Annotated in this window: 19 protein-coding genes and 1 tRNA gene; 9 read left to right on the forward strand and 11 right to left on the reverse strand. The window is 59.8% G+C overall.

Annotated elements, in window-relative coordinates; all coding sequences use genetic code 11:
* Positions 1-86: 86 nt before the first annotated feature.
* On the reverse strand, positions 87-1,634 hold the full coding sequence (locus tag AC6FTP_RS07145; protein WP_497206222.1) for a calcium-binding protein: 1,548 nt from the start codon (positions 1,632-1,634) through the stop codon (positions 87-89).
* Between the two features lie 215 nt (positions 1,635-1,849).
* The gene (locus AC6FTP_RS07150; protein ID WP_497206223.1) at positions 1,850-2,413 is read right to left on the reverse strand and encodes an SOUL family heme-binding protein; all 564 of its coding nucleotides are present in this window, start codon (positions 2,411-2,413) and stop codon (positions 1,850-1,852) included.
* Between the two features lie 141 nt (positions 2,414-2,554).
* On the opposite strand from AC6FTP_RS07150, the gene AC6FTP_RS07155 reads away from it, so the two are divergent.
* The 3 genes from AC6FTP_RS07155 (at position 2,555) to AC6FTP_RS07165 (ending at position 5,334) form a co-directional block, all read left to right on the forward strand.
* The gene (locus AC6FTP_RS07155) at positions 2,555-2,785 is read left to right on the forward strand and encodes a TIGR03643 family protein (protein ID WP_497206224.1); all 231 of its coding nucleotides are present in this window, start codon (positions 2,555-2,557) and stop codon (positions 2,783-2,785) included.
* A gap of 186 nt (positions 2,786-2,971) precedes the next feature.
* The gene (locus AC6FTP_RS07160; protein WP_497206225.1) at positions 2,972-3,388 is read left to right on the forward strand and encodes a hypothetical protein; all 417 of its coding nucleotides are present in this window, start codon (positions 2,972-2,974) and stop codon (positions 3,386-3,388) included.
* 392 nt (positions 3,389-3,780) lie between these two features.
* Positions 3,781-5,334, forward strand: coding sequence for a PhoH family protein (locus AC6FTP_RS07165; protein WP_497206226.1), 1,554 nt, complete (start codon positions 3,781-3,783; stop codon positions 5,332-5,334).
* Positions 5,335-5,337: 3 nt separating this feature from the next.
* On the opposite strand, the gene AC6FTP_RS07170 is transcribed toward AC6FTP_RS07165, so the two are convergent.
* On the reverse strand, positions 5,338-6,933 hold the full coding sequence (locus AC6FTP_RS07170) for a TIGR03790 family protein (protein WP_497206227.1): 1,596 nt from the start codon (positions 6,931-6,933) through the stop codon (positions 5,338-5,340).
* Between the two features lie 10 nt (positions 6,934-6,943).
* Positions 6,944-7,735, reverse strand: coding sequence for an MBL fold metallo-hydrolase (locus AC6FTP_RS07175; RefSeq protein ID WP_497206228.1), 792 nt, complete (start codon positions 7,733-7,735; stop codon positions 6,944-6,946).
* Between the two features lie 97 nt (positions 7,736-7,832).
* Between AC6FTP_RS07175 and AC6FTP_RS07180 the strand changes: the two genes are divergently transcribed.
* Both AC6FTP_RS07180 and rseP read left to right on the forward strand, forming a co-directional pair.
* Positions 7,833-8,630, forward strand: a complete 798-nt coding sequence (locus AC6FTP_RS07180; RefSeq protein WP_497206229.1) for a tRNA threonylcarbamoyladenosine dehydratase — start codon at positions 7,833-7,835, stop codon at positions 8,628-8,630.
* 108 nt (positions 8,631-8,738) lie between these two features.
* Positions 8,739-10,253, forward strand: coding sequence for an RIP metalloprotease RseP (gene rseP / locus AC6FTP_RS07185; RefSeq protein ID WP_497206230.1), 1,515 nt, complete (start codon positions 8,739-8,741; stop codon positions 10,251-10,253).
* A 1-nt stretch (position 10,254) separates the two neighbouring features.
* Here rseP and AC6FTP_RS07190 read toward each other — a convergent pair whose 3' ends face one another.
* Positions 10,255-10,833: a Uma2 family endonuclease gene (locus tag AC6FTP_RS07190; RefSeq protein WP_497206231.1), complete on the reverse strand. Its 579-nt coding sequence runs from the start codon at positions 10,831-10,833 to the stop codon at positions 10,255-10,257.
* Positions 10,834-10,930: 97 nt separating this feature from the next.
* Between AC6FTP_RS07190 and ispG the strand changes: the two genes are divergently transcribed.
* Complete coding sequence (gene ispG / locus AC6FTP_RS07195; protein WP_497206232.1) at positions 10,931-12,715, forward strand: (E)-4-hydroxy-3-methylbut-2-enyl-diphosphate synthase; 1,785 nt, start codon at positions 10,931-10,933, stop codon at positions 12,713-12,715.
* A gap of 39 nt (positions 12,716-12,754) precedes the next feature.
* On the opposite strand, the gene AC6FTP_RS07200 is transcribed toward ispG, so the two are convergent.
* The gene (locus AC6FTP_RS07200; protein ID WP_497206233.1) at positions 12,755-13,987 is read right to left on the reverse strand and encodes a hypothetical protein; all 1,233 of its coding nucleotides are present in this window, start codon (positions 13,985-13,987) and stop codon (positions 12,755-12,757) included.
* A gap of 240 nt (positions 13,988-14,227) precedes the next feature.
* Here AC6FTP_RS07200 and glgX point away from each other — a divergent pair, with 240 nt between their 5' ends.
* Positions 14,228-16,333, forward strand: coding sequence for a glycogen debranching protein GlgX (gene glgX / locus AC6FTP_RS07205; RefSeq protein WP_497206234.1), 2,106 nt, complete (start codon positions 14,228-14,230; stop codon positions 16,331-16,333).
* Positions 16,334-16,357: 24 nt separating this feature from the next.
* Here glgX and AC6FTP_RS07210 read toward each other — a convergent pair whose 3' ends face one another.
* The 5 genes from AC6FTP_RS07210 to AC6FTP_RS07230 all read right to left on the reverse strand — a co-directional run bounded on the left by AC6FTP_RS07210 (position 16,358) and on the right by AC6FTP_RS07230 (position 19,670).
* Positions 16,358-16,786: a hypothetical protein gene (locus AC6FTP_RS07210; RefSeq protein ID WP_497206235.1), complete on the reverse strand. Its 429-nt coding sequence runs from the start codon at positions 16,784-16,786 to the stop codon at positions 16,358-16,360.
* A gap of 486 nt (positions 16,787-17,272) precedes the next feature.
* Positions 17,273-18,418 carry a XylR family transcriptional regulator gene (locus tag AC6FTP_RS07215; protein ID WP_497206236.1) on the reverse strand — a complete coding sequence of 382 codons (1,146 nt, stop codon included), beginning with the start codon at positions 18,416-18,418 and terminating at the stop codon, positions 17,273-17,275.
* 9 nt (positions 18,419-18,427) lie between these two features.
* Positions 18,428-18,808: a holo-ACP synthase gene (acpS, locus tag AC6FTP_RS07220; RefSeq protein WP_497206237.1), complete on the reverse strand. Its 381-nt coding sequence runs from the start codon at positions 18,806-18,808 to the stop codon at positions 18,428-18,430.
* Complete coding sequence (locus AC6FTP_RS07225; protein WP_497206238.1) at positions 18,805-19,554, reverse strand: pyridoxine 5'-phosphate synthase; 750 nt, start codon at positions 19,552-19,554, stop codon at positions 18,805-18,807. The genes acpS and AC6FTP_RS07225 overlap by 4 nt, the downstream gene beginning before the upstream one ends.
* Before the next feature lie 43 nt (positions 19,555-19,597).
* Positions 19,598-19,670 (reverse strand) — tRNA-Ile (locus AC6FTP_RS07230).
* Between the two features lie 92 nt (positions 19,671-19,762).
* Here AC6FTP_RS07230 and AC6FTP_RS07235 point away from each other — a divergent pair.
* Both AC6FTP_RS07235 and AC6FTP_RS07240 read left to right on the forward strand, forming a co-directional pair.
* The gene (locus AC6FTP_RS07235; protein WP_497206239.1) at positions 19,763-21,070 is read left to right on the forward strand and encodes a tyrosine-type recombinase/integrase; all 1,308 of its coding nucleotides are present in this window, start codon (positions 19,763-19,765) and stop codon (positions 21,068-21,070) included.
* Entirely contained in the window at positions 21,067-22,308 is a 1,242-nt protein-coding gene (locus AC6FTP_RS07240) for a hypothetical protein (RefSeq protein ID WP_497206240.1), read from the forward strand. The genes AC6FTP_RS07235 and AC6FTP_RS07240 overlap by 4 nt, the downstream gene beginning before the upstream one ends.
* Positions 22,309-22,601 lie beyond the last annotated feature (293 nt).

A 22,601-nucleotide genomic window follows, 5' to 3' on the forward strand; every position in this document is an offset into this window, starting at 1 on the left:
TCAGACCTTATCCCCCTCCCGGTGCCCCCGTCGGCACCGGGCTTCCTCCTGCCACACTCCACCCCACCTTCGCCGCCATGCCCTCTTTAGCGGAGGACGATTTCGCCGGCCACCATGGCGAGATTCGCAGGCAAGGTGGCGATGAGCACACCGGCTGCAGGTCCAGAACCGTCGCTGTCGAAGAGGAGTTGGCCGTTGGCACTGTTGTAGATGATGCGGTCATCGGCATCGATGGCTCCCAGCGACGTTCTCTTGAAGCGGATGGCGGCCAGGGCTCCAGCGGGCAGATTGCCAACCAGGCTGCGGGTGATGTGGATGGTGTCCTGAGCTACATTGTAGTCGGTGATGGTGTCCGCGTTTCCAGCCAGGGCGGTGGTGAAAGCAAAGATGTCGTTGTTGGCACCACCTGTCAGGATGTCCTTGCCCAGGCCGCCGTTGAGCGTGTCGTTTTGGGTGCCGCCGTCCAGGGTGTCGCTGCCATTGCCGCCATTGATCGTGTCAACGCCAGCGCCACCGAAGAGAGCATCGTCGCCGTCGTTGCCATTGAGGGTGTCGTTCCCGGCGAGACCAGCGATGTCGTCAAAGCCAGCAGCACCGCTGATGACGTTCCCAGCGGCGGTGCCGTTGAGCGTCTGACCGGAGATGAAGCCATTGATCGCGGCCTCGACCGGTGATTCGGGGATCTGGGTTTGCTGCACAGCGATGCTGCCGCCTTCTCCCATGAAGGAAGTGATGGACTTGAGCACATCGTTCTCGAGCACCTGCTCAAAGTTGGAGGCGGTGTGATCAAAGGCGAGCCCGTTGAATATGCCTTTCACCTGGATGACGCTTGCAGAGATACGCCTCTTTGAGGTGATGCTACCCTGAACCACCAAGGTGTCGGTGCCGGTATTGCCCTCGAGGATGTTGGTGCCTGTGCCGCCGGAGATGGTGTCGTTGCCTGGATCGCCGTCGATGCCGTCATTCCCCGCGAGCCCGTCGAGGCGGTTGGCGTTGTTGTCGCCGAACAAGGTGTCGTTGAAGGCCGATCCACGGGCGTTTTCGATGCTGATGAGGCTTTCCCCAGTGGTGAAACGGGCCTGCGCGAAACCCTGACCGAGGTCAATGTGGGCAGCGAGTTCTGCGGCCTCGGCGCTGTAGGTGTCGTTGTCTGCGCCGCCGTCAAAGGTGTTCCTGCTGCCGTCGCTGACAAAGATGTCGTTGCCCTGCTCACCGCGGTAGATGCAGAAGTCCGTGGTGACGAGGATGAGATCATTGCCCAGACCAGCCTGCACGAGGATGTCAGGACCATTGGCATTGAAATTCACATCGCCTTCCGAAAGGAAAAAGTCGTTGCCGGTGCCGAGATTGAAGGTGCCGGACATATTGAACGAGGTGAGGACGACGTCGCGTCCGTCTCCCATGTTGGCGAAGCCGCTGTTCAGACCGGCGAGGTCGTCATTGCGCAGGAGAATGAGCCGGTCGTTGCCGCCCAAAAAGTTGAAGGTGAAATCACGGACGGACTGATCGCCGCTGTTTTGCTGCACGAAGTTGTTGTTGTTGTCGCCGTTGAAGATTTGGGCGCTTCCGATGGAAGGGACGAGTGCCAGCGCGAAAGCGGCGACGGCGATGGCGGTGTGAAGGATGGTTTTCATGAGCGGAGGATATGGGGTGGGTTTCAGATGAGTGGAGAGACTGGCATCGTGCCTGATCTCATCTGCTGGATGCACTCCCGGCCGGAACTTGCGCCGATTGTGAAAAATAGTGGCCGCGAGCTCACGCCGGCAGGCCAAAGCCGTCCACCCCCCCCGGCGCGGCGTGTCCTTTCCACCCTCTCCATCGTCCACCTCTCCTCCGGCCCTGATGCGGCTCAGGGGGCCGTTTCCACCGGAACCAGCACTTCATTGCGGCGCATGAAACCCGGAGTCCATGGCGGGTCGTAGTAGGCGCTGAAGGGGGCGCCGACTTCTTGGAGCTTGCTCTGCTGGAGCCAGGTTCTCAGTTTAGTTAGGGCCTGCGGTTCGCTGTCCTTCGTTCGTGAGCCGCTGAAGCGATAAACTGCCACGCGCTGAGCTTTCATGGTATCCACCACGACCTGGGGGGATGCCGGAACTGGCGTGGCGGCCTTGTGTTTCTCGGGCACCACAAAGGCCATTTTTCCGTCCACCATGAAGACAGGTGTGGTCATGGCGATCTTCTCCTTCGCCACGTTGCCGCCATCGATGTAACGAAACAGCTTCATGAAGCTCGAGTCGTCTCCCTGCCGTGCCGTGGTGGCGATCTTCAGTTCGGGATACTCGCGGATCTCGAAGTCGCCATCTGTGCGGATGACTTTGTAGGGTGCCGATTCATAGCCCGCCCGGGACGTGGCGCAGGCAACGACGCAGAAGGCGATGACCAACGACACGGCAATGAAGGTAAATATCTTTTTCATGACCGTGATACGCCCGCCAGTGATCCCCAGGCTGCCCGTGTCTATCCCGGACGCCACTCGGGGCAGGAGGTCGGTAGCGATGAGGGCTCACCGGGCCAACCCTTTTTGTCTCCGAAAGCTCGCTCAGACGTAGGCTTCATCATGCAAATCACCGACCCATCTCTGATCATCCGCCTAGCCTGGGAGGACCGGACCACCTTTGAAGAGATCGAGGAACGGACGAGACTGACGGAGAAGGAGGTGATCACAGTGATGCGCCGTGAGTTGAAGCCTCCCAGCTTCCGCCTGTGGCGGAAGCGGGTGTCCGGGCGGGTGACGAAGCACCGGAAGCTCCTGCAACGCCGCCTGCACCCGGCGGAGACGGTGGAATGAAAGCAGTCCTTGAGCGACATTTCGCGCGATCAGCTTTTGTGATAATCCGACTGGTCCCGCAGATTCAGGAAAGCCACAGAGGGCCTAAGTTGGAATCCAAATCCATGTCTTCCCTGAATCTGCGGCAAACTCTGCCACACTGAATGTCCGTGACACGTCGGTGGCGGCCATCCAATAATGGCTTCCATGAACAGTGACCCGGACCTCACCGAACAACTGGCGGACTTGCGCCGAGACGTCAAAGCCCTGGACCAGACCGTCCGTGGTTTCTTGGTCGTGCTGGTGGTGGTGAGCTTGTTTTATGTCTCACGCATCCTTCTACTGGCGGCGAACTTCGAGAGCATTTATGCCGACATGCTGGGAGATTTGTCCAAGGTGCCTGCCTTCACGAGATTCCTGTTCGAGTCCCCCATGCAGATCATGGGCGGTCTGTGGGCTTTGACCGGCATCGCTCTATTGGGGATTCTGAAGAGCCGGAGTTCGCTTCAGGCGGGTACCGCAGGCCTCTTCACTTTGCTCTGCCTGATCGCCTGCACGCATTTGATCACAACCTCGCTGCTGGAGCCGCTCCTCAGCGTGGTGAAAGCACTCTCTGGCGTTTAGCCCAGTCTTTCAAAGCAGCGAGCAGGGGGCAAACACGATGAAGCACGGAAAATCATGAGCACTGATGCCCGGCTTGAAGGGCACCCGGTCATCTTCGATCAAGGGGTCAACTTCCCAGGTGATGCACCAGCTCTGAGCAGGAGAAGACGGAAAGGGCCGGGTGTCGGCATCGTCACGGCGAATTTGTTCATAACAGTTAAAGATTGTGAATAAATGGCTTGTCGGCTGCTCATGTTTTTGACAGCCTTTAACAAATCCGTGAGCCCATCACAAAAATCAGAACGTGGAACGGCACACTTGGCACGCCATCAGCGCCAAGCGAGGGAAGGCCTCCTCAGGTCACGGATCAAAAGCCCAACCACGGCCCCATCATCAACACACCCAACCCAACCATGGACCGAGACGACCACACCTCCGCCACAGCCACCACGCTTTTCAATCCCCTCGAAATTGGTTCCTCTCCTGTCATACGCGCCGCCTCCGCCCCTCGAAAACGAAAGTCCGTGACCAGTCACCGCCAATCTCCCACCCCCGTCGGCACGAAGTCCTTTATTTTAGACACGAACGTCCTGCTCCATGACCCGGGCTGCATCAACAAGTTCGCCGAGCACAACGTCTGCATCCCGGTGGATGTGCTGAGCGAGCTGGACCGCTTCAAAAACGAGATGACCGAACGCGGCGCGAACGCCCGCGAGGTGCATCGCACGCTGATGAAGATCTTTTCCGCGCCCGACGCCTCGGTGATGGACGGCGTGAAAACCCCCGGCGGCGGCAAACTGCGCCTCGTGGCCTACGATCCTGAAGCGGCACGTGAAAACGCCAGCGTGCGTGAGTTTGAGCGCATCTTTCCCGGCAGTGAAAAGACTGACCACCGCATCATCGCCTGCGCGCTGCATCAGCGTGAGGTCGTGCAGCCGCCGGTCATCCTCGTCAGCAAGGACATCAACATGCAGCTCAAGGCCCGCGCCGTGGGTCTGGAGTGCGAGGACTACCTCAACGACAAGGTGGAGCCTCGTGAGGTGTCGAACTTCGACATCGCGCGCATCAATGTCAGTGCGCACGAGTTGCAGCGCTACGCCAGCAGCGGACGGCTCACCCTGTCTGCCAACCGCCTGGGCGACCTCATGACGAATGATTACGTCCTGCTCACCGCGGGTGAAAAGGCGTCCATGCCCGCCAAGATGAATGCGCAGGGGGAGCTCGTCCGGCTGCTGCACACACCCGAGTCCATCAAGGTGGGCCAGGGACGTGCGGTGAAGCCGATGAACCTCGGCCAGACCTGCTTCCTGGATGCGCTGCTCGATCCCGAGATCAGCCTGGTGACCTGCTACGGTCAGGCGGGCACGGGCAAGACACTGCTCGCCGTGGCGGCGGGTCTCTCCCAGGTCTTTGGCCGAACCTACAATGGGCTCACCGTCAGCCGTCCCATCGTGGCGATGGGCCAGACCGTGGGCTTCCTGCCGGGGTCGCTTCAGGAGAAAATGCGCCCCTGGCTCCAGCCCGTCTATGACGCGCTCGACCTGCTCATGCGCCCGGTGGATAACCAACAAGGGCCGCAGCGGAAGAAGAACCGCTTCCTGCCGGACAAACCCGCCACGCAGGAGGTCGCCGCGCCGTATGATCCACTGATCCAGCAGGGCGTGATCGAGATCGAGGCGCTGTGCTACATCCGTGGTCGCAGCATCCCGGATCGCTTCTTCATCCTGGATGAAGCCCAGCAGCTCACGCCGCTGGAGGCGAAGACTGTGGTCACCCGCATGTCACGCGGCTCCAAGCTCGTGCTCGTGGGCGATCCCGCGCAGATCGACAACCCGTATGTGGACAGCCGCAGCAACGGCCTCGTTTACACCCGGCAGCGGATGCGTGGCCAGCCCTTCGCCGCCCATGTGCCACTCAGCAAAGGAGAGCGCAGTCCGCTGGCCGAAGCCGCCGCCAGATTGCTCTAAAGGTCACTTCTCCAGCAACGCCTTCGCCGCCAGAATGCCTGGCACATTGGCGAAGGCGTTGTCATTCAGGAGGCGCTGGAGGAGCTTCTTCGCATGCTCGGGCTGGCCTTCCTTCCGATAAAGTTCCGTCAGGTAAAGCATGGCACGGGCCTTGTCCGTGTTGATGACATAAAGAGACTCGGCGTGCTCCAGGAGATCGATGGCCTCGGTGTTCTTCCCCTCGCTGGCGGAGAGCAGTGCCGTCAGTTCCAGCAGATGCGGCTTGCTGCGTGACTCGGCCAGATCCGTGAGCGCCCGCTTGAGCGCCAGACTGCCCTGATCCTGATGCTTCATGGCGATGCCCTGATAAAGTGCATAATCACGCCCCCGGCCATCCTCGCCCAGACTGGTGCCAGGACCACGGGCATAAGGTCGGTAAAGCGGGTCCCCGCACACGACATTCATCCACGAAAGAACCGGGGTGGCACACCAGGCGGCTTCACCCACCGTGTAGCCTTCCAATAAACGTTTGTTCAGCACATCAAAGTGAACCGTGAGGCTGAGGTAGGGCTCGAAAACATTGCCGAGGGCCACCGCAGCGCCCTGTTTGAGGAGCGGCCCGACCCAGTGACGATCCGGCGAACGCAGGGCCGCAGCGCTGAAGCTGTGCAGATGGCAGGCGATGGCTCCAGGCATGAACTTGAACGAAGGACTGCCTACCGCACCGCTCACCGTGGCGGTGTACCAGCCAAAATAGAAGGCGGTGTCCGGCAGCGGCCAGTGATCGGCGATCAGCGGCTCTTCTTTGTCGATAAAGACGGGCACGCCGTGCTCGCGGAAAAGGATGGCGCTGCGGGTGAGCCAGACCTCCCCTTCCTGATAAGCGCCAGTCTTCAACGCCAAGTCGATCACGGCACGCCCGCGCAGGCCTTCTTGTTCGACATGAAGGGCATCGTCGATCATCCGCTTCACCGTGTCCGCATCGGGCGCGTCCAGCCTGCCGACGAGCAGCATCCCTGGCGCGCCCTGGTAAATCTGAAAGCGCACCGCCTGATCGAAATACGGATTGCGCACCGCTCCCGCCAGCGCCGCGCGGGGCATCCCGAGCGTACAAAGCTCGCTGTCCACGCTGGCCTCATCCTCTTTGGAGGTGATCGGCTTTTCCTGCTCCCGCCGGATCTGAAAAGGCACGCCGCGCATGAGACACACGACACGAACTCCTGACTCGCCGACGATCATGGCCTGGGTCGGCTTGGAGGTGTCCGGGTCCGTCACCTCCGCCTGCGCCAGCTTCCACCAGCCGTGGCGGACAAAGGTCTCGAACAAGGGTTTGCGGATCAGTTTGTCATACTGCTCCCGCGAGATGCTGTCCTCCATCGGCAGCGCCAGACCGATGAGCCGGTCCTTCGGGATGCCGCGCTTCTCGGCGTAATACTCCGCCAGCTCGCGCGACTGTGCATAGTCGGAATTGAAGACGACGACCGTCTCGCCTGGCAGGTCGAGCGAGGCCTGGGGCTCTTGGGCAAATGACGAAATCTGAATGACGAATGACGAGCAGCAAGCCAGCACGATGAAGAACCATCGCCGCGACCTTAGAATCTGAAATTCGTCATTCGTCATTCGGGTTTCGTCATTCCACCTCCCAGTTCAGTTCCATCTCGTCATAGGCGATGCGCGCCCCTGGGGGCAGCTTCGGCTCCTCGCGCGAGTGCATGATCTCACACTGGATGTGTGTGAAGAAAGTGCGCCTCGGTTTGACCTGCTCATGCACCGCCAGTGCCTCCTCGAAATTCATGTGTGTCGGATGCTCCGTGTGGCGGAGCGCATCGATGATCAGCGTGTCCACGCCCTTCATCAGCGCCAGAGACTCCGGCCAGATCACCTTCGCATCCGGGATGTAGGCGCACAGTTTGCGCCCATGGCGCGTGAAGAGGTAGCCGATGCACTCCACCTTCCCATGCGTGACCGGCAGCGGCGTCACCAGCGTCTCACCGAGGTGAAAAGGCCCGTGAATCGGCTTCGGAAAAGGCTTCAGGTAGCCACGGTAACGGTTCTCTCCATTAAAAGCGTAGAGGAACATTCGCTCCAACACCTCCAGGCAGGATGGCAGCGCATACACCGGAATGAAAACATCCGCCGGAATGGTGAAGCGGCGGAGTTCATCGAACCCCGTGAGGTGATCCATGTGCGGATGCGTGAAGATCGCCGCATCCAGATGCCGGATGCCTGCGCGCAGACACTGCGAGCGGAAATCCGGCCCCGTGTCCACCACCCAGGCCATTTCCGGCGTGCGGATCCAAACACTGGAGCGGAAGCGCTTGTCTCGCGGGTCCGTGCTCCGGCACACCTCGCAGTCACAGCCGATCATCGGCACCCCGACCGAGGTGCCGGTGCCCAGAAAGGTGAGTGAGAAGTCCGACATGAAGCTCCCATTAACCCCAGAGAGCGCAGGGAGCACAAAGAGTTTTCTGTCAGTAAAAACTTTGTGCTCTTTGCGCTCGGTGCGGCTATCCGAACTCATGACACAAGACTACCTCCAGCGCTTCGGCGGCATCGCCCGGCTTTACGGCAGTGCCGCCCTGCCCCGGCTGCACGCCGCCCGCGTGGCCGTGATCGGTGTCGGCGGCGTCGGCTCCTGGGTCGTCGAGGCACTCGCCCGCAGCGGCATCGGCACGCTGACGCTGATCGACATGGACGATGTCTGCATCACGAACACGAATCGCCAGCTCCCTGCTTTGACCGGCACCCTCGGCAAAACCAAGGTCGAAGTCCTGGCGGAGCGTGTCCGCCAGATCGCCCCGGAGTGCGGCATCACCGCCCAGCCCGAGTTTTTCCTCGAAAGAAGTGCCGACCGACTCCTCGCGCCCGGTTTCGATGTCATCGTCGATGCTGTCGATAGCACGAACATCAAGGCCTTCATCATCGCCAAGGCCCGCGCCCTCGGCATCCCCGTCATCGTTTCCGGCAGCGCCGGTGGCAGGCGTGACCCGACTCAGGTCAAAGTCGCCGACCTCGGCCAGGCCGGGGCAGATCCCCTGCTCCAGCAGGTCCGACGCCGCCTCCGCGAAGCACACAGCTTCCCGAAAAGCCCCGAAGGACGCCCCATGCACTGGGACGTGCCCTGCGTCTTCTCCACCGAAAAAGCCATCTACCCCCAGCCCGACGGCACCTGCGCCGCCAACCGCGCCGAAACCACCGAGCCCGGTCTCCGCCTCGACTGCTCCGCCGGCTTCGGCGCAGCGACGTTTGTCACCGGCACCTTCGGCTTCGCCCTCGCCGCCGAGGTGGTGCGTGTGGTGACCCAACCGAGCTCGTGAGAAAATTGTCAGTAGGCATCTCCCCCATTGCCGAGTTTGAGCCGGGTGGTAGCTTTGCGCCCTTCTGCGCCTGCCGCGCGTTTCTCATCTGACCCTTTCCACCCTTTCATGTCCTGGCTCTCCTCTCTCGGTCCCGTCGGCGAAGCACTCCGCATCGCCATCCTTGTTTTCGAAGTTCTGCTCGTCTTCAACCTCATGATCCTCGTCCACGAGTGGGGTCATTTCCTCGCCGCTCGCTGGCGTGGGCTCCGTGTGGAGGCTTTCTACATCTGGTTCGGAAAGCCACTCTGGAAGAAAACCATCAACGGCGTGGAATACGGCCTCGGCAGCATCCCGGCGGGCGGCTTTGTGAAGCTCCCCCAGATGGCCCCGATGGATGCCATCGAAGGCGAAAGCAACAGCACCGAGCCCCTGCCCCCGATCTCGCCGCTGGACAAAATCATCGTCGCCTTCGCCGGACCGCTCTTCAGCTTCCTCCTCGCCTGCGTTTTTGCTTTGCTCGTGAGCTGGCTGGGCAAACCCCAGACGGAGCCCTTCGTCACCACCACCATCGGCTATGTCGCCAAAGACAGCCCGGCTGACAAAGCGGGCCTCAAAGGAGGTGACAAGATCCTCCGCATCGACGGCCAGGAGATCCATCGCTTCGAAGGCATGACCACGGACACCGTCCGCTGGACCGTGATCTCCAGTGAAGACAAGACCATCAAGTTCGATGTCGAACGTGAAGGCAAAGCCATCCCCACCATCGCCGTCGCCTCCGAATGGCCCGAGGAAGAAGAGGCCAAAGCCCAATCTGTCCTCGGTTCGGCTCGTGATGCCATCTTCAAGCGCCCACCTCTTCGTGAAGTCGGCATCGTCGGCAAAGAAACGCCCATGGTCGGCGCCCTCCAGCCCCACAGCCCTGCTGAAGAAGCTGGCTTGAAGCCGAACGACGAACTCCTGAAGGCCGACAACCTGCCGATCACGCATCGCCTCCAGCTTTCCGACTACATCAAGACTCGTGAAGGCAAGCCCATCCAGCTCACCATCCGCCGCGATAACGCGGAGAGCACCGTCACCCTCACCCCACGCCTGCCGGACAAACATCCCGCCGACTGGACACAGCCCATGGTCGGCATCGTCTGGCACGCCACCGGCGCGCGGAAGCTCGCCCATCCCGGCGTCTGGGAGCAGGTCTCAGGTGCCGCGAAATCCCTCGTCAGCATGGTGCAGAAGCTCGTCTATTCGAACTCCGACATCAGCCCAGCCCACATGAGCGGCCCCGTGGGCATTGGCCGCGTGTATTACAATCTCCTCCAGGACCCCGCCGCGCTGCTTCAGATCCTCTGGTTCAGCGTCGTCCTGAACGTGAACCTCGCCATCATGAACATGCTGCCCTTCCCCGTGCTGGATGGTGGGCACATCGTCATGGCCATTGGCGAGGCCATCCGCCGCCGCCCGCTCCAGGGCCGCTTCCTCGAAGTCTTCCAGACCGCCTGCGTGCTCATCCTCTTCGGCTTCATGATCTTCGTCACCCTCAAAGACACCGGCGATATCTTCCTCGGTGGCGGTGGTGGCAAGAAAGCTGGCGGCGTCACTGAATTCGAGTGGCTGCCGAAAGAGAAGCGCGCTGAGGCAAAGTAAGTTACTTGGCTTCCGTCAGGCCGGCAAAAAGCGCCGCCACATCCAGACTCAAGTCCGGCAACGAGGTGCAATGCCAGACTTCACCTTCTGGAATGCTGCGCTGGAGGCTGTAGCCACCATTCTGAAGCTGGGCATACACTTCCAGACACCTGCCCTTGGCATTGATGACCCAGTATTCCTCGACGCCAGCCTGCGCGTAGAGCAGCGCCATGTCGCGGTCATCGGAGAGAGTCGAAACGGAAATCTCCACCACCAGTTTAGCTGACGAGGGATGCGGCCCGGGACGACGAAGCGAAAGCTCGACCACGGAAACATCAGGTTCTGGTTCAGAATCCGCGAGCGTCAACGGAGCCTCCTGTCGCACCCAAAAGCGCCCGGCGAGGACTGCTTTCAAAGAATCAATCAAGGCATCCAGGATGAGGACGTGCAGGTATGATTTCGACATTTTCTCAATGATTACCCCCCGGATGAGTTCCGCGCGCTCAGGTGCCAGTCCCTTCGAGATCATTTCATGCCACGCCGCTACCGAGAGCGGCAGAGCGCGCTTTTGCATGCTGGGCTTGGTGAGCAACTCGATCATGGCTCCAGATTAAAGGACTCCCCCGGCTCTGACAAGCCTCCAAATCCGCCTTCGCCATTGCACCACGCCTGCATTCGGGTTTCATAGCGCCTCTCCGATGACCTCCACTCAAGCCCTCCGTTACTGCCCCGACCTCTATCATTACCAGCGCCGCGAGACGCGGGTCTGCATGGTCGGGAATGTCGGCATCGGCGGCAGCAATCCCATCCGTGTGCAGTCGATGCTAACGAGCGATACTCGCGATGCCGAGGCCTGTGTGAAGGAAGCGCTCGAACTCGCTGCCGTCGGTTGTGAGATCGTCCGTGTCACGGCGCAGACGCGCGTCATCGCCGAGAACCTCCAGCACATCCGCGATGGCATCCGCGCCGCCGGGTGTGATGTCCCGCTCGTCGCTGACATCCATTTCAAACCTGACGCTGCCATGGAAGCCGTGAAGTGGGTGGAGAAAGTCCGCGTGAATCCCGGCAACTATGCCGACAAGAAGAAGTTCGCGGTGAAGGAATACACCGACACCGAATACGCCGAGGAAGTCGCCTACATGGAGGAGCAGTTCGTCCCTCTCGTGCAGCAGTGCAAAGCGCTGAACCGCGCCATGCGCATCGGCACAAATCACGGCTCGCTCAGCGACCGCATCATGAACCGCCATGGCGACACGCCGCACGGCATGGTGGAGAGTGCCCTGGAGTTTGCCCGCATCGCCCGCGCGCATGACTTCCATAACTTCCTCTTCTCGATGAAGGCCAGCAATCCGAAGGTCATGATCGAGGCCTACCGATTGCTCGTCGCGCATCTGAACGCACTCGGCAGCGACTGGAACTATCCGATCCACCTCGGCGTCACCGAAGCTGGCGACGGCGAAGATGGCCGCATCAAGAGCGCCATCGGCATCGGCTCACTGCTCGCCGATGGCATCGGCGACACGATCCGCGTTTCTTTGACCGAAGACGCCATCCACGAGATCCCCGTGGCTCGGGCGTTGGTCGCTTCGGTCCAAAGCCAAGTCCTCAGTGCACAGTCCTCAGTGATCAGCCAGCCGCCGCCGATCAGCTATGATCCCTTCAGCTACAGCCGCCGCGCCACGGATCGTTTGGTCGTGAATGGCATCGACTGTGGGCAAGGTGCCACCGTTCCCGTTTTCACCTCGCGTGCGAAGTGGGACGCCGTCGCGCATAAGATGGACAAGCTCGGCGACTACAAGCCCGAGCTCGTTATCGAAGACACACCGATCATCGCCCTCGACCCACGCGACGATGCCGCCGTGCAATCCGTAAATGCTTCCGCTGAAGCGAAGCTCGTCACCATCGCCGATGGCACCGCGCTGCATCCTATCCACGCCTATCGTCTGCTCGCAGCGAAGCTTGAGGCCAAGCATCCCATCCTGCTCAAAGACACCTTCGATTCGACGGGCAACGAAGACTTCCTCAATAACCTGCTCCGCGCCGCCACGAACATCGGCTCCCTGCTCTGCGATGGCATCGGCGATGCGGTGATCGTTCAGGGCGAGTCCGCCCCCGGCCAGAGCCTGCGTGTCAGCTACAACATCCTGCAAGCCGCCGGTGTCCGCATCTTCAAGACCGACTACGTCGCCTGCCCGAGCTGTGGCCGCACGCTCTTCAACCTGCAAAATACCACGCAAAAGATCCGCGAAGCCACCGGCCACCTCAAAGGCGTCCGCATCGCCGTCATGGGCTGCATCGTGAACGGCCCCGGCGAGATGGCCGACGCGGACTTCGGCTACGTCGGCGGAGCCCCGAGCAAGATCAATCTCTACGTCGGCAAGACCGCCGTGAAGTTCAACATCCCCGAGGAAGAAGCCGTCGAGCGCCTCGTCGATCTGATCAAAGAGCACGGCAGATGGTTTGAAGCGCCTGTGGCGGCGTGACCCACTTCGTTCTCATCCTGCCAGACTGATGAACGATGGCTATTTTAAAGATTTGGGAGCTGCTCCGAAGGGATCACTTGTATCGGGGTCCGCTGTGGTTTTACCATCGTTCGTGTTTTTGAGGGCATCCCCACGTTCGTTCATCAAATACAGGGGCCAAGGCCAGGAGCCGTTGCTTGAACCTTGCCTTACCACCCAGCGATTCTTCAAATTAAGCCAGAAGGTTCCGCTATCCGAAGTCCTCAGGAAGAACTCAGCCCAGACATCGGGATCTTTAAGATCAGGGGCATCAAACTTAAAAGCGGTAATCAGCTCTTCAATATCCCTCCGCTCGTGGTAAAGATGATCAGCGCTGACTTGCATCAATAATGAAGCATTCTTATCGGCTTTGGCCGCGCGAATCACATACGGATGAGCCAGTGCAGCCTCAACGGCAGAGAGAATCGGTTGAGGGGACATGATCATGGCGAGCGAATTGTCTTTTCGGCGTGGGTAGATCACCGAGATCTCCACCTCCATGGACATGGCCTTTTTGGGTGTCATTCGGCAGGTCCATTCGCTCTCTTTAAAATCAAAGCAGCTCTTGCCAGCCCCAGCGCTCATACCCTGAACCTCGAAGTGCGGCTCGTAGAGTGCCATTAGAGGACTCTTCTCGAATATACTCGTCCCGAGCAGTTTCTCCGCATCACGCTCTTCCTGCCACAAATCGTGCATCGACTTGGCTTCATGATCGATGGAAGTCTTCGCGATCATACCCGATCTGGCATCGAAGTCGTATGCCGTGCGGTCACAAAGGACGAGATGAAACATCCGACCATCCTGAGAAAAGCCTGTCGGTTGAGTACTTTGGGACGCCTTCCATGCATAATGGCTAACCGAGTAGTCCAGCCGTTCAGAATCCTTTATCAAATCCCTCACTTGATACTGCTTTAGAAGCTTTCCTTTGAAATAAAAAGCCACTGCCAGATCCGTGTGCTTCTCTTGATCACTGGCCCATGGACCAAAGCGTACAAGTTCATTCCCAGTGTTTGAAAGCATCACCTGCTGGGCGAACCACGGGACTGTCCACAATGGAGTTTCCTCTTCCAGTCCACTTTTGTAAACCTTGCCCATACCAGCATCTCCACGAAAGTCTCTTGGCGTCATCACTATGAGGTGATTGCCATCGGGAGAGGCAGTTTTATGTTCGGAATTCGAGCCGGGACTGTCTGCTCTAACACTTTCTCCCTGAGCTAGAATGAGTAGCATCGCGAAAAGGAATGTGGAACGCATTTCCATGGATTCTGAGGCTAGCGGCGCCCCGAGCAAGATCAATCTCTACGTCGGCAAGACCGCCGTGAAGTTCAACATCCCCGAGGAAGAAGCCGACGGCTTTCACAAAGTCTGATGCCGCCTGATCAGCTTTGAGCAATCCCTGGAGGCCAGCAGCTCACGGCTGCGGAGGACAGAACAAGCCGCGCTCTGAAATCGTTCGTGCATCGGCGTGTCTCCTGCTTCATGGAGAAAGACCGCATGTCTCCCGATCCAGCCAGCTTTGCCTCCACGCCGGGCACCCACCTCACGCCCGGAGGTGTACATTTCACCGTGTTCTCACGGCACGCGACGGCGCTGGACCTCTGTCTCTACGACCCCGCTCAGCCAACCCACGAAACCGCCCGTGCCCGCCTGACGCGTGGCGAGCGCGACCTCTGGCACGTCTTTGTCCCCGGCCTGAAAAAAGGCGCCCTCTACGGCTACCGCGCCCACGGTCCCTGGATGCCGAAAAGCGCCCTGCGCTACAACGCGAACAAGCTCCTCCTCGATCCCTACGCACGCGCCATCGTCGGCAAACCCGAAGGCCGCGCCTCCATGCTCGGCCCGCAAGGTCCGGGCTTTTTCCCCGGCGCGCATGACAACGGCCCCGAAGCCCTGAAGGCCGCCGTCATCGATGGCAGCTACGACTGGAGCGGTGACAAGCCTCCGCACACCGCCTGGCGCGACACCGTGCTCTATGAACTGCACGTCAAAGGCTTCACGCAAATGCACCCCGACGTGCCGAAGAAGCTGCGTGGCACCTATGCAGGACTCGCTCACCCGAGCGTGATCGCCTACCTCAAAGATCTCGGCATCACCGCGCTGCAGCTGCTGCCCATCCACCAGCATCTCGACGATCAATTCCTTCTCGAACGCGGCCTCACGAACTACTGGGGCTACAACGCCGTCGGCTTCTTTGCCCCGCACAACGAATTCGCCGCCGCCCACGATCCCGAGGCGCAGATCCGTGAGTTTAAAGACATGGTCAAAGCACTCCATGCCGCCGGCTTGGAGGTCATCCTCGATGTCGTGTACAATCATACCTGCGAAGGCGATGAACGCGGAGCCACGGTCTCCTTCCGAGGTCTCGATGACCGTCTCTACTACCGCCACGACTTCGACGAGCACGGCTCGAACTACATCAACATGACCGGCTGCGGCAATGCGGTGGACTCCGCCAGCCCGCCCGCGCTCCGCCTCATCCTCGACAGCCTCCGCTACTGGGTCACCGAGATGCATGTCGATGGCTTCCGCTTCGACCTCGCCGTCACCGTCGCGCGTGATGAGCATGACCAGTTCAACGCGCAGTGTCAGTTCCTCGCGGCAGTGTCCCAGGACCCCGTCCTCTCACAGGTCAAACTCATCGCCGAGCCCTGGGACATCATGCGTTTCGACAGCTACCAGGTCGGTGGATTCCCCGAGCCCTGGCGCGAGCTGAATGGCAAGTATCGCGACACCATCCGCCGATTCTGGGCGGGCGATGAAGGCAGCACCGCCGAGTTCGCCAAGCGCTTCTGCGGCAGCCAGGACATCTACGGCGGAGCCCAGCGCCCGGCTTTGAGCAGCGTCAATTTCATCACGAGTCACGATGGCTTCACGCTGCTGGACCTCGTCAGCTATGCCAGCAAGCACAACGAAGCCAACGGCGAGGACAACCGCGATGGCGACAACCAGAATCACAGCATCAGTTGCGGCGTCGAAGGCCCAACCAGCGATGCCCGCGTGAACAAACTCCGCGCCCGGCTCCGGCGCAGCCTCATCGGCACACTCGTCACCTCCATCGGCGTCCCCTTCATCACTGCTGGCGACGAGCGTGGCCGAACTCAAAAAGGCAATAACAACGCCTACTGCCAGGACAACGAACTCAGTTGGATGGACTGGAGCACCTGCGACACCGAGATGCTCAACTTCACACGCAGCATCCTCGCCCTGCGTCGCGAGCATCCCGAGTTCCGCCGCACCGATTTCTTTGATGGCCAATGGAGCCCCGTCACCGGCCTGCCCGATGTCGCCTGGCTGGAGGGCAACGGCAGCCTGCTCTGCCACGACGAGTGGCACGACTCCTCCCGCACGACCTTCGGCGCCCTGATTTCAGGAAAGCCGCCCATGGTACTTCTTTTCAACCGAGGAGAACTCGCCACAGACTTTGTGCTGCCCGGCACGAAAGCCTGCACCTGGAGCCTCGTCTTCGACACCTCCACGAATCCGTCTTTCGCCGCTGACATCATCCCCATCCACGGCGGCGAAAAGTTCCGCGTAAACGGTCACAGTCTCATCTGCCTGCGACTGAACTCAGGCATCTTGGGCTTGGCTGCGGCGTGCTGACCATGCCGTTGCGAGGAGGCCGTTTCATGCCAGCGTCATGGCAGGCGCTGAGTTTGTTGACACAAACTCATGACGATGAATCAAAGCGTAGATCAACAGGAATAGTCCGAAAGGTAACCCGAGCGGAAAAAGGCATGGCAAACAAGCTCCATAGATGCAGGAGAACCAGAAAGCCCACCGGCGTCTGTATCGAAATCGAGTGACGGCGATGATGAACAGAATCAACCCAGCCATTGCAAAACTGAAGGCCCAGAGCAGCGGCTCAAAAGCGCTCCCCATCTCGCTCGTTGCCGTGCCAATGCTCGCCGTGATTTGCTGCACATCCGTTGTCTGGTTCAGATTGACCTCTGAAACGGCGGAGTGAAGACGCAACAGAGAGACTCCGAAGCCAGCAGGAATCAGAACCTGTGAAGCCATGCCAGCTACTGCAATGAAGTGGGCGCTCTTGTTCATGCCATGGGGTGCTTTGCTTTTATCCGAACGCGTTATTTGTAGTCATACCCATTGTTTTGTCAGCAGCATAATCATCGGCAGCCCTGGCACTCTGCAGATGTGTTCCGCACAACATTCTGGCGTGCGCCCCTCTTGTCTTGGAGCCTCGGAGAGGCGGCAGACAATAGCCCACGGATTCATCCGTGGGTCGGGATGTGAACGCGTCCCTCCATCACCACTAGTCCCGGCAGGGACGAAAGAACTCGTGACTCGCGCGCGCATCCCGATCTTCCCCACCGCCTGCCGGAGATGGGGTGGGCCAGGAGAAGCCCAGGGGGCAGCCGAGCAGCTCTTTCGTCCCTGCCGGGACTCTGTCTCTGAGATGGCCAGCCTTCTTTTGACCCACCGCTGAAGCGGTGGGCTATTGCCTGCCGCCTCTCCGAGGCTCAGAATTCCTGACGTCTTGGGAAGGACGATGATCTCACGAGCAGCAGATGACTTGAGCCACTAAACCCGATTCCGCCGCCGATACTCACCCGGCGTCATCCCTGCCCGCTTATGAAAAGCCTCGGCCATGTATTGCGGATGCTTGAAGCCTGCACGCTCAGCGATGGCATCCAGCGTGAGATCGGTTTGCGCGAGCAGTCGCTCGACCTGGCTGAAGCGAATGCGGATCAACTCTTCGCCAGGACTACGGCCGATCATCGTCTTCATCCGCCGCTCCAGCGCACTGCGTGACAGCGCCACCTCACGGGCCACGTCATCGACTCCAATGCCATTCGCTGCACGTTGGCGGATGTAGCGCAATGCCTTCGCGATGCGTTCATCCTCCACGGCCACGATGTCGGAGGACTGGCGCACCACGATGTCACCCGGAGGCAGAAAGGTTTCCTTTGGCGGCATGACCTTCTTTTTCATCCATTCATCCAGCATCTTTGCCGCCGTGAATCCCACCGTCTGTCCACGAAGCTGCACACTGGAAAGCGGCGGCCACGCGGTCTCACACAGGGTCTTGTCATTCTCCGCGCCGATGACGGCGATCTGCTCCGGAACGGAGATGCCCGCACGCCGTGCCGCATCCAGCGCCCAGAAGCCGAGTTGATCATTGGTGGCAAAGAGTCCGCAAGGCTTCTCCAGCGAGGTGAGCCACTCCGCCAGTTGACGCTGATGCTGATCCCAACGCAGCCCCGCCGCCTTGGCCTCGAAGACGGAGCACTGCATCCCCTGCCCCTTCAGCGTCTTGAGAAAGCTCTCGCAGCGCTGGCGAAAGAAGAGTTCGCCAGTGTCCAAATAGCAGGCGAAACGCCGGAAACCGCGATCCAGGAAATGCCGTGCCACCCGCTCGCCGATGACGGGGTTGTCCATCCCAATGTAGGGGAACGGATGCTTCAGCACGGTCGTGCGCAACTCGATCACGGGGAGCTTCGTCGCCTTCAGTTGGCGGAGCAGCGCGGAGTCTGCGGTGCGCGCGAGGATTCCATCGCCCGGCCATTTTTTCAGCCAGTCCGGGAAGCTGGAGCGTAGATCACGCGGCTCCAGATAGAGCGACCACGGCCCCTGCTCCGCGACATAGCGCCGGATGCCGCGCACGATGTCGCGCCCATAAGAACGCGAGGTGTCCACGAGCACGGCGACCTGTGGGATGTCTGACATAATCACTGATTAAACCAGGATCACCTGCGCCATCGCAAGCTCGCTCGTGTGCGTGATGGAAATCAGGCTGCCCGAGCTGCCCATGCGCGCCGCATGAGCCTTTGCGCCGCCATGTAGAGCCAGCGTTGGTTTGCCCGACTCCTCGCGCAGCACCTCGATGTCCTTCCAGTCCACGCCCTGCGCCCAAAGTCCGGTGCCGATGGCCTTTGCCGCCGCTTCCTTCACGGCAAAGCGTGCCGCATAATGCATCGCCGGATCAGCGCAGGAGTCGCAGTAGGAGATCTCGCCAGCGGTGAATGTCTTCTCTTTGAAGCGCTCGCCATGTCGCGTAAGCAGGTCGCGGATGCGTCCCACTTCCACGAGATCAATGCCGAGGCCGAGAGGTGTCATGCTGATGGATAGCCCTTCATCACTTCCAGCATCTCTTGAATGGCAGCACGCAGTCCGACAAAGACCGAACGCGCCACAATGGTGTGGCCGATGTTCAGTTCCGCGAGATGCGGCACGATGAAAAGCTCTGGCAGATTCTTCGTCGTCAGACCGTGACCTGCATTCACTTGGAGACCGAGGCTGTGCGCCAGCTCAGCCGCTGCTTTCAGTCGCAGCGCTTCAGCCGTGCGTTTCTCGCCGAGTTCATTGGCAAAGGTGCCCGTGTGCAGCTCAATCATGCTCGCGCCGATCTCCGCCGAGGCCCGCACCTGATCGAGATCCGGGTCGATGAACATGCTCACGCGCGTGCCATTGGCTTCGAGCTGGCTCACGCTGGCTTTCAGCGCCGTCTTTTGCCCGACGACATCCAGTCCACCCTCGGTGGTGACCTCCTCGCGATTCTCCGGCACCATGCAGACGAAGTGCGGTTTCACTTTCAGGGCGATGCCGAGGATCTCGGGAGTGTTGCCCATCTCCAGATTCATCATCGTGCCGATCTCACGGCGCAGCAGATAGACATCTTCATCCACGATGTGGCGGCGATCCGCGCGCAGATGAATGGTGATCGAGTGCGCCCCGGCAGCCTCGGCTTCCAGCGCGGCCTGAAGGATGGAGGGCTCGACATTGTGCGCGCCGAGCATGGTCCGATAACGCGCCTGCCGAAGCGTGGCGACGTGGTCGATATTAACACCGAGATGAATGGGCATGGTTGGGGGAGTCAGTGGTTGTCCCGCAGCGCCTAGAAGCCTGTGCTCCCGCCCGGATTCGAACCGAGAACCAAGGGATTATGAGTCCCCTGCTCTAACCGTTGAGCTACAGGAGCAAGTGCTTGAACCTCAACGTTTTATGTGAAAACGTTCTTATTGAGAATAGAAAACGTGGACAGATAAGGGACAGTTAAGGTATTCTGGGCGCATGGGAACGCCAGAAAAGGACACTACCGGACACCTGCCGCCAATCAAGCGCAAGAAGCGGCTTTCCTGCCCGCATCTGCTGGAGCAGCTCACGACTTCGGGCAAAGTTCGCTGGATGCTGGCCGGGCATTATGTCGATGGGAAGCGCAGTCGGGAATACTTCACGGATTTGGACGCGGCCAGGCGTCGGCTGCAAATGCTGACGACGGCGAGGACGAACACGGGGACACTGGCCGAACGTATCGCCCGTGACCCGGAGGTAGCGGCAGACGCGGGCCGGGCGGTGGATTTGCTGGCCCCTTACGGCGTCACGCTGCTGGATGCGGCGCGGGATTGGGTGGACTGCCGGAAGGCGCTGGATGGCACCGGGCTGGACTTTGTGACCGTGGCACGGGAGGCGGCAGCGCTTTTTGAATCGAGGCGGGCGGCGCTGACTCTCGCGGCCATCTGGCAGGAGTTCCAGGCGGACGCGGAAACCGCCAAGCTATCCGAGGCATACCGCCACGATCTCAAACGACGCTGGCGACCTTTTGAAGATCATTTCGGGCCTGACTCGCTGGCTTGTGATGTGTCCCCGAAACTGATTCGGAACTGGCTGGCTGGGCTGGCGGTGGGCGATCTCTCAAAGGGGAATTACCATCGGACTGTGGGCGCAGTTTTTGCCTATGCGGTCCACCGTGGACTGATTGGCGAGAACCCTTTCCGCAAGGTGAAGAAACCCCGCGTGGAGGCCAAGGACAGTGTGGAGGTGTTCACGCCGGAGCAAATGGCGGCGCTGCTGAATGCGGCTCATCCTGACTGGCTTCCCGCACTTGCCATCGCTGGCTTTGCCGGACTGCGGCCCGATGAGATCGGGCGCTTGGAGTGGAAGGAAATCCATCTGGATACGGGCTTTGTCGAGGTGACGGCCCGGAAGGCCAAGGGCGGGCAGCGGCGGCGGCTGGTGGCGATCTCGAAAAACCTGCGGGCATGGCTGGAGCCTTACGCGGGCAAGACGGGCCGGGTGGTCAGTTGCCCAAAGGGGATGGAGGACCGCTATAAAAGACAGATGGCGATGAAGGCGGCGGGCATTGAGCGATGGCCGAACGATGTCTTGCGCCATAGCTTCGCCTCCTACCATCTGGCGCTGCATCGAGACATCAATGAGACGGCCTTGCAGCTAGGCCACACATCCACGGCGATGCTCTTCCGGCACTATCGGGAATCGGTGAAGCCGGAGGCGGCGCGGGCATGGTGGGCGCTGATGCCGGGGAAATCCAGACTGCATACCATCAAGCGAACGACAAAAACCAAGGAGGCCACACGATGAAGAAGCCAACGAACAAGAGGCCGGGGGGCGGGGGTAAGGCATCAAAGCCAGCGACCCCTGATAAGATGGATTCAGCAGCGGAAAATTTTCCACAATGCACCGAAGCAACGGCGAGCACAAAGGAACCAGCGAAACCGAAGCACAAGAATGGCTGGATACATTATCAGGGGCGCGCAATCGCCAAAATCGAAGCTGAATCAGCAGAGGACTATGAGCAGGCTAAGCAAGTGATCGAAGCAGGTTTTCGGGTAAGGGACGAAGCAAAGTATTGGGACATGCCACCAGAACACTATTGGCAGCTTCACAACTTCCCCTCTGATCCCGAGGATTGGGAAGCTAGAATGCAGAGACTGATCGAGCATAAACTCGGCGATCATTCCTCCGATGTTGATGGCCTCATGCACTCATGCACCTGGACCATTGAACTGCTTTGGAAGTGGCTGCATGAACTGGCCTACAAGGCAGAAAACCCAAATCATAAACGCGAGGCAGGGCGAGTGCTTGGGGTGCTATATCACGAAGCAAGGCTGAATAGCAAAGCAGACTCGCTTTCAGAGGCGAATGAGGAGTTTAAGCGGGGAATCATACCATTCCCATGGGGTGCAAAGAAGCCACCAGCCAAGGAGTTGATTCATTGGGTGAATCGAAAAATGATGAAGCACATTGAGCGATGGAAGAAAGCGGTTGAAGTGGCTTCAACTTTTGAACTGAAGAAATTCTTCCATCGTGACGACCGTGATTCACGCGGTGTTCATCACTTCGTTCGCCTGCCAATGGGAGACATCAAGGAGTCATGGAACAGCTTCTTCATTCAGGAGCGCAACGCACATCCAAACCGCTCTGGCTCCTGGGGTGAGTTTTTGGATGAACTCGAAAAACATCCTTTCTGCACGCATGGCTTAAATTTGGCACAACTGACTAACTTTAATGATTGCTGGCAATTATCGCTATACGACGTTCTTCAGGAGGAGTGGTCTCACGATAAAGAGATCAAGCTGGCTTGCGGTTCATTCGTCAAAAAGTTTGGCGATTTGAAGCACAAGACACACATGGAGGGGGCAGGCTTCCAACTGGCGCGGGACTTTTACGAGCGTTTCTATTTGCCACACTGGAAGCAGAAGCAGCGCCTAGACTATCTGTGGAATCAGGCTGTCAGTAGAAAGCGAAACACGACAAAAGACACCGCTGCAAAGAACACCCTCGCGGGCGCTGATCTTGAAAAATCAAGCCCCGGCTGATTTGAATCAAATAGCCCCGCCTTCGCCAAGCAAGTAGAGGCGTGGTGAAGTCGCCAGCATTCACCAATGCGGCGACTGGCAGGCACAGTGCAAGCCACGGAAACGCGGGGTGATGTCTGACAATATGTCACCACGCAATAAGCAGCTCAAAAAAGACGGGCCGGGCCGCAAGGCATCGGCAAAACCCCGGAGGCCAGAACTCGGCACCGGACCCATCAAACAACCCAAACCCCGGCACACTGTAAGCGTCACCGTAACGCCCATAGGAACGCGGTTGGAACGGGGCGCGTGGG

It is taken from the genome of Prosthecobacter sp. (genome assembly GCF_044378005.1).
In the GTDB taxonomy this organism is placed as follows: Bacteria; Verrucomicrobiota; Verrucomicrobiia; order Verrucomicrobiales; family Verrucomicrobiaceae; genus Prosthecobacter.

Excerpts from the sequence above, each read along its gene's own strand:
- AC6FTP_RS07200 (WP_497206233.1), bottom strand. The coding sequence starts at position 13,987 with ATGCGTTCCACATTCCTTTTCGCGATGCTACTCATTCTAGCTCAGGGA.
- acpS (WP_497206237.1), bottom strand. The coding sequence starts at position 18,808 with ATGACACCTCTCGGCCTCGGCATTGATCTCGTGGAAGTGGGACGCATC.
- AC6FTP_RS07240 (WP_497206240.1), top strand. The coding sequence starts at position 21,067 with ATGAAGAAGCCAACGAACAAGAGGCCGGGGGGCGGGGGTAAGGCATCA.
- AC6FTP_RS07190 (WP_497206231.1), bottom strand. The coding sequence starts at position 10,833 with ATGATCGAGTTGCTCACCAAGCCCAGCATGCAAAAGCGCGCTCTGCCG.
- AC6FTP_RS07165 (WP_497206226.1), top strand. The coding sequence starts at position 3,781 with ATGGACCGAGACGACCACACCTCCGCCACAGCCACCACGCTTTTCAAT.
- AC6FTP_RS07225 (WP_497206238.1), bottom strand. The coding sequence starts at position 19,554 with ATGCCCATTCATCTCGGTGTTAATATCGACCACGTCGCCACGCTTCGG.
- AC6FTP_RS07235 (WP_497206239.1), top strand. The coding sequence starts at position 19,763 with ATGGGAACGCCAGAAAAGGACACTACCGGACACCTGCCGCCAATCAAG.
- AC6FTP_RS07155 (WP_497206224.1), top strand. The coding sequence starts at position 2,555 with ATGCAAATCACCGACCCATCTCTGATCATCCGCCTAGCCTGGGAGGAC.
- AC6FTP_RS07175 (WP_497206228.1), bottom strand. The coding sequence starts at position 7,735 with ATGTCGGACTTCTCACTCACCTTTCTGGGCACCGGCACCTCGGTCGGG.
- AC6FTP_RS07145 (WP_497206222.1), bottom strand. The coding sequence starts at position 1,634 with ATGAAAACCATCCTTCACACCGCCATCGCCGTCGCCGCTTTCGCGCTG.
- AC6FTP_RS07170 (WP_497206227.1), bottom strand. The coding sequence starts at position 6,933 with ATGACGAATGACGAATTTCAGATTCTAAGGTCGCGGCGATGGTTCTTC.
- AC6FTP_RS07180 (WP_497206229.1), top strand. The coding sequence starts at position 7,833 with ATGACACAAGACTACCTCCAGCGCTTCGGCGGCATCGCCCGGCTTTAC.
- AC6FTP_RS07150 (WP_497206223.1), bottom strand. The coding sequence starts at position 2,413 with ATGAAAAAGATATTTACCTTCATTGCCGTGTCGTTGGTCATCGCCTTC.
- AC6FTP_RS07210 (WP_497206235.1), bottom strand. The coding sequence starts at position 16,786 with ATGAACAAGAGCGCCCACTTCATTGCAGTAGCTGGCATGGCTTCACAG.
- AC6FTP_RS07160 (WP_497206225.1), top strand. The coding sequence starts at position 2,972 with ATGAACAGTGACCCGGACCTCACCGAACAACTGGCGGACTTGCGCCGA.
- glgX (WP_497206234.1), top strand. The coding sequence starts at position 14,228 with ATGTCTCCCGATCCAGCCAGCTTTGCCTCCACGCCGGGCACCCACCTC.
- AC6FTP_RS07215 (WP_497206236.1), bottom strand. The coding sequence starts at position 18,418 with ATGTCAGACATCCCACAGGTCGCCGTGCTCGTGGACACCTCGCGTTCT.
- ispG (WP_497206232.1), top strand. The coding sequence starts at position 10,931 with ATGACCTCCACTCAAGCCCTCCGTTACTGCCCCGACCTCTATCATTAC.
- rseP (WP_497206230.1), top strand. The coding sequence starts at position 8,739 with ATGTCCTGGCTCTCCTCTCTCGGTCCCGTCGGCGAAGCACTCCGCATC.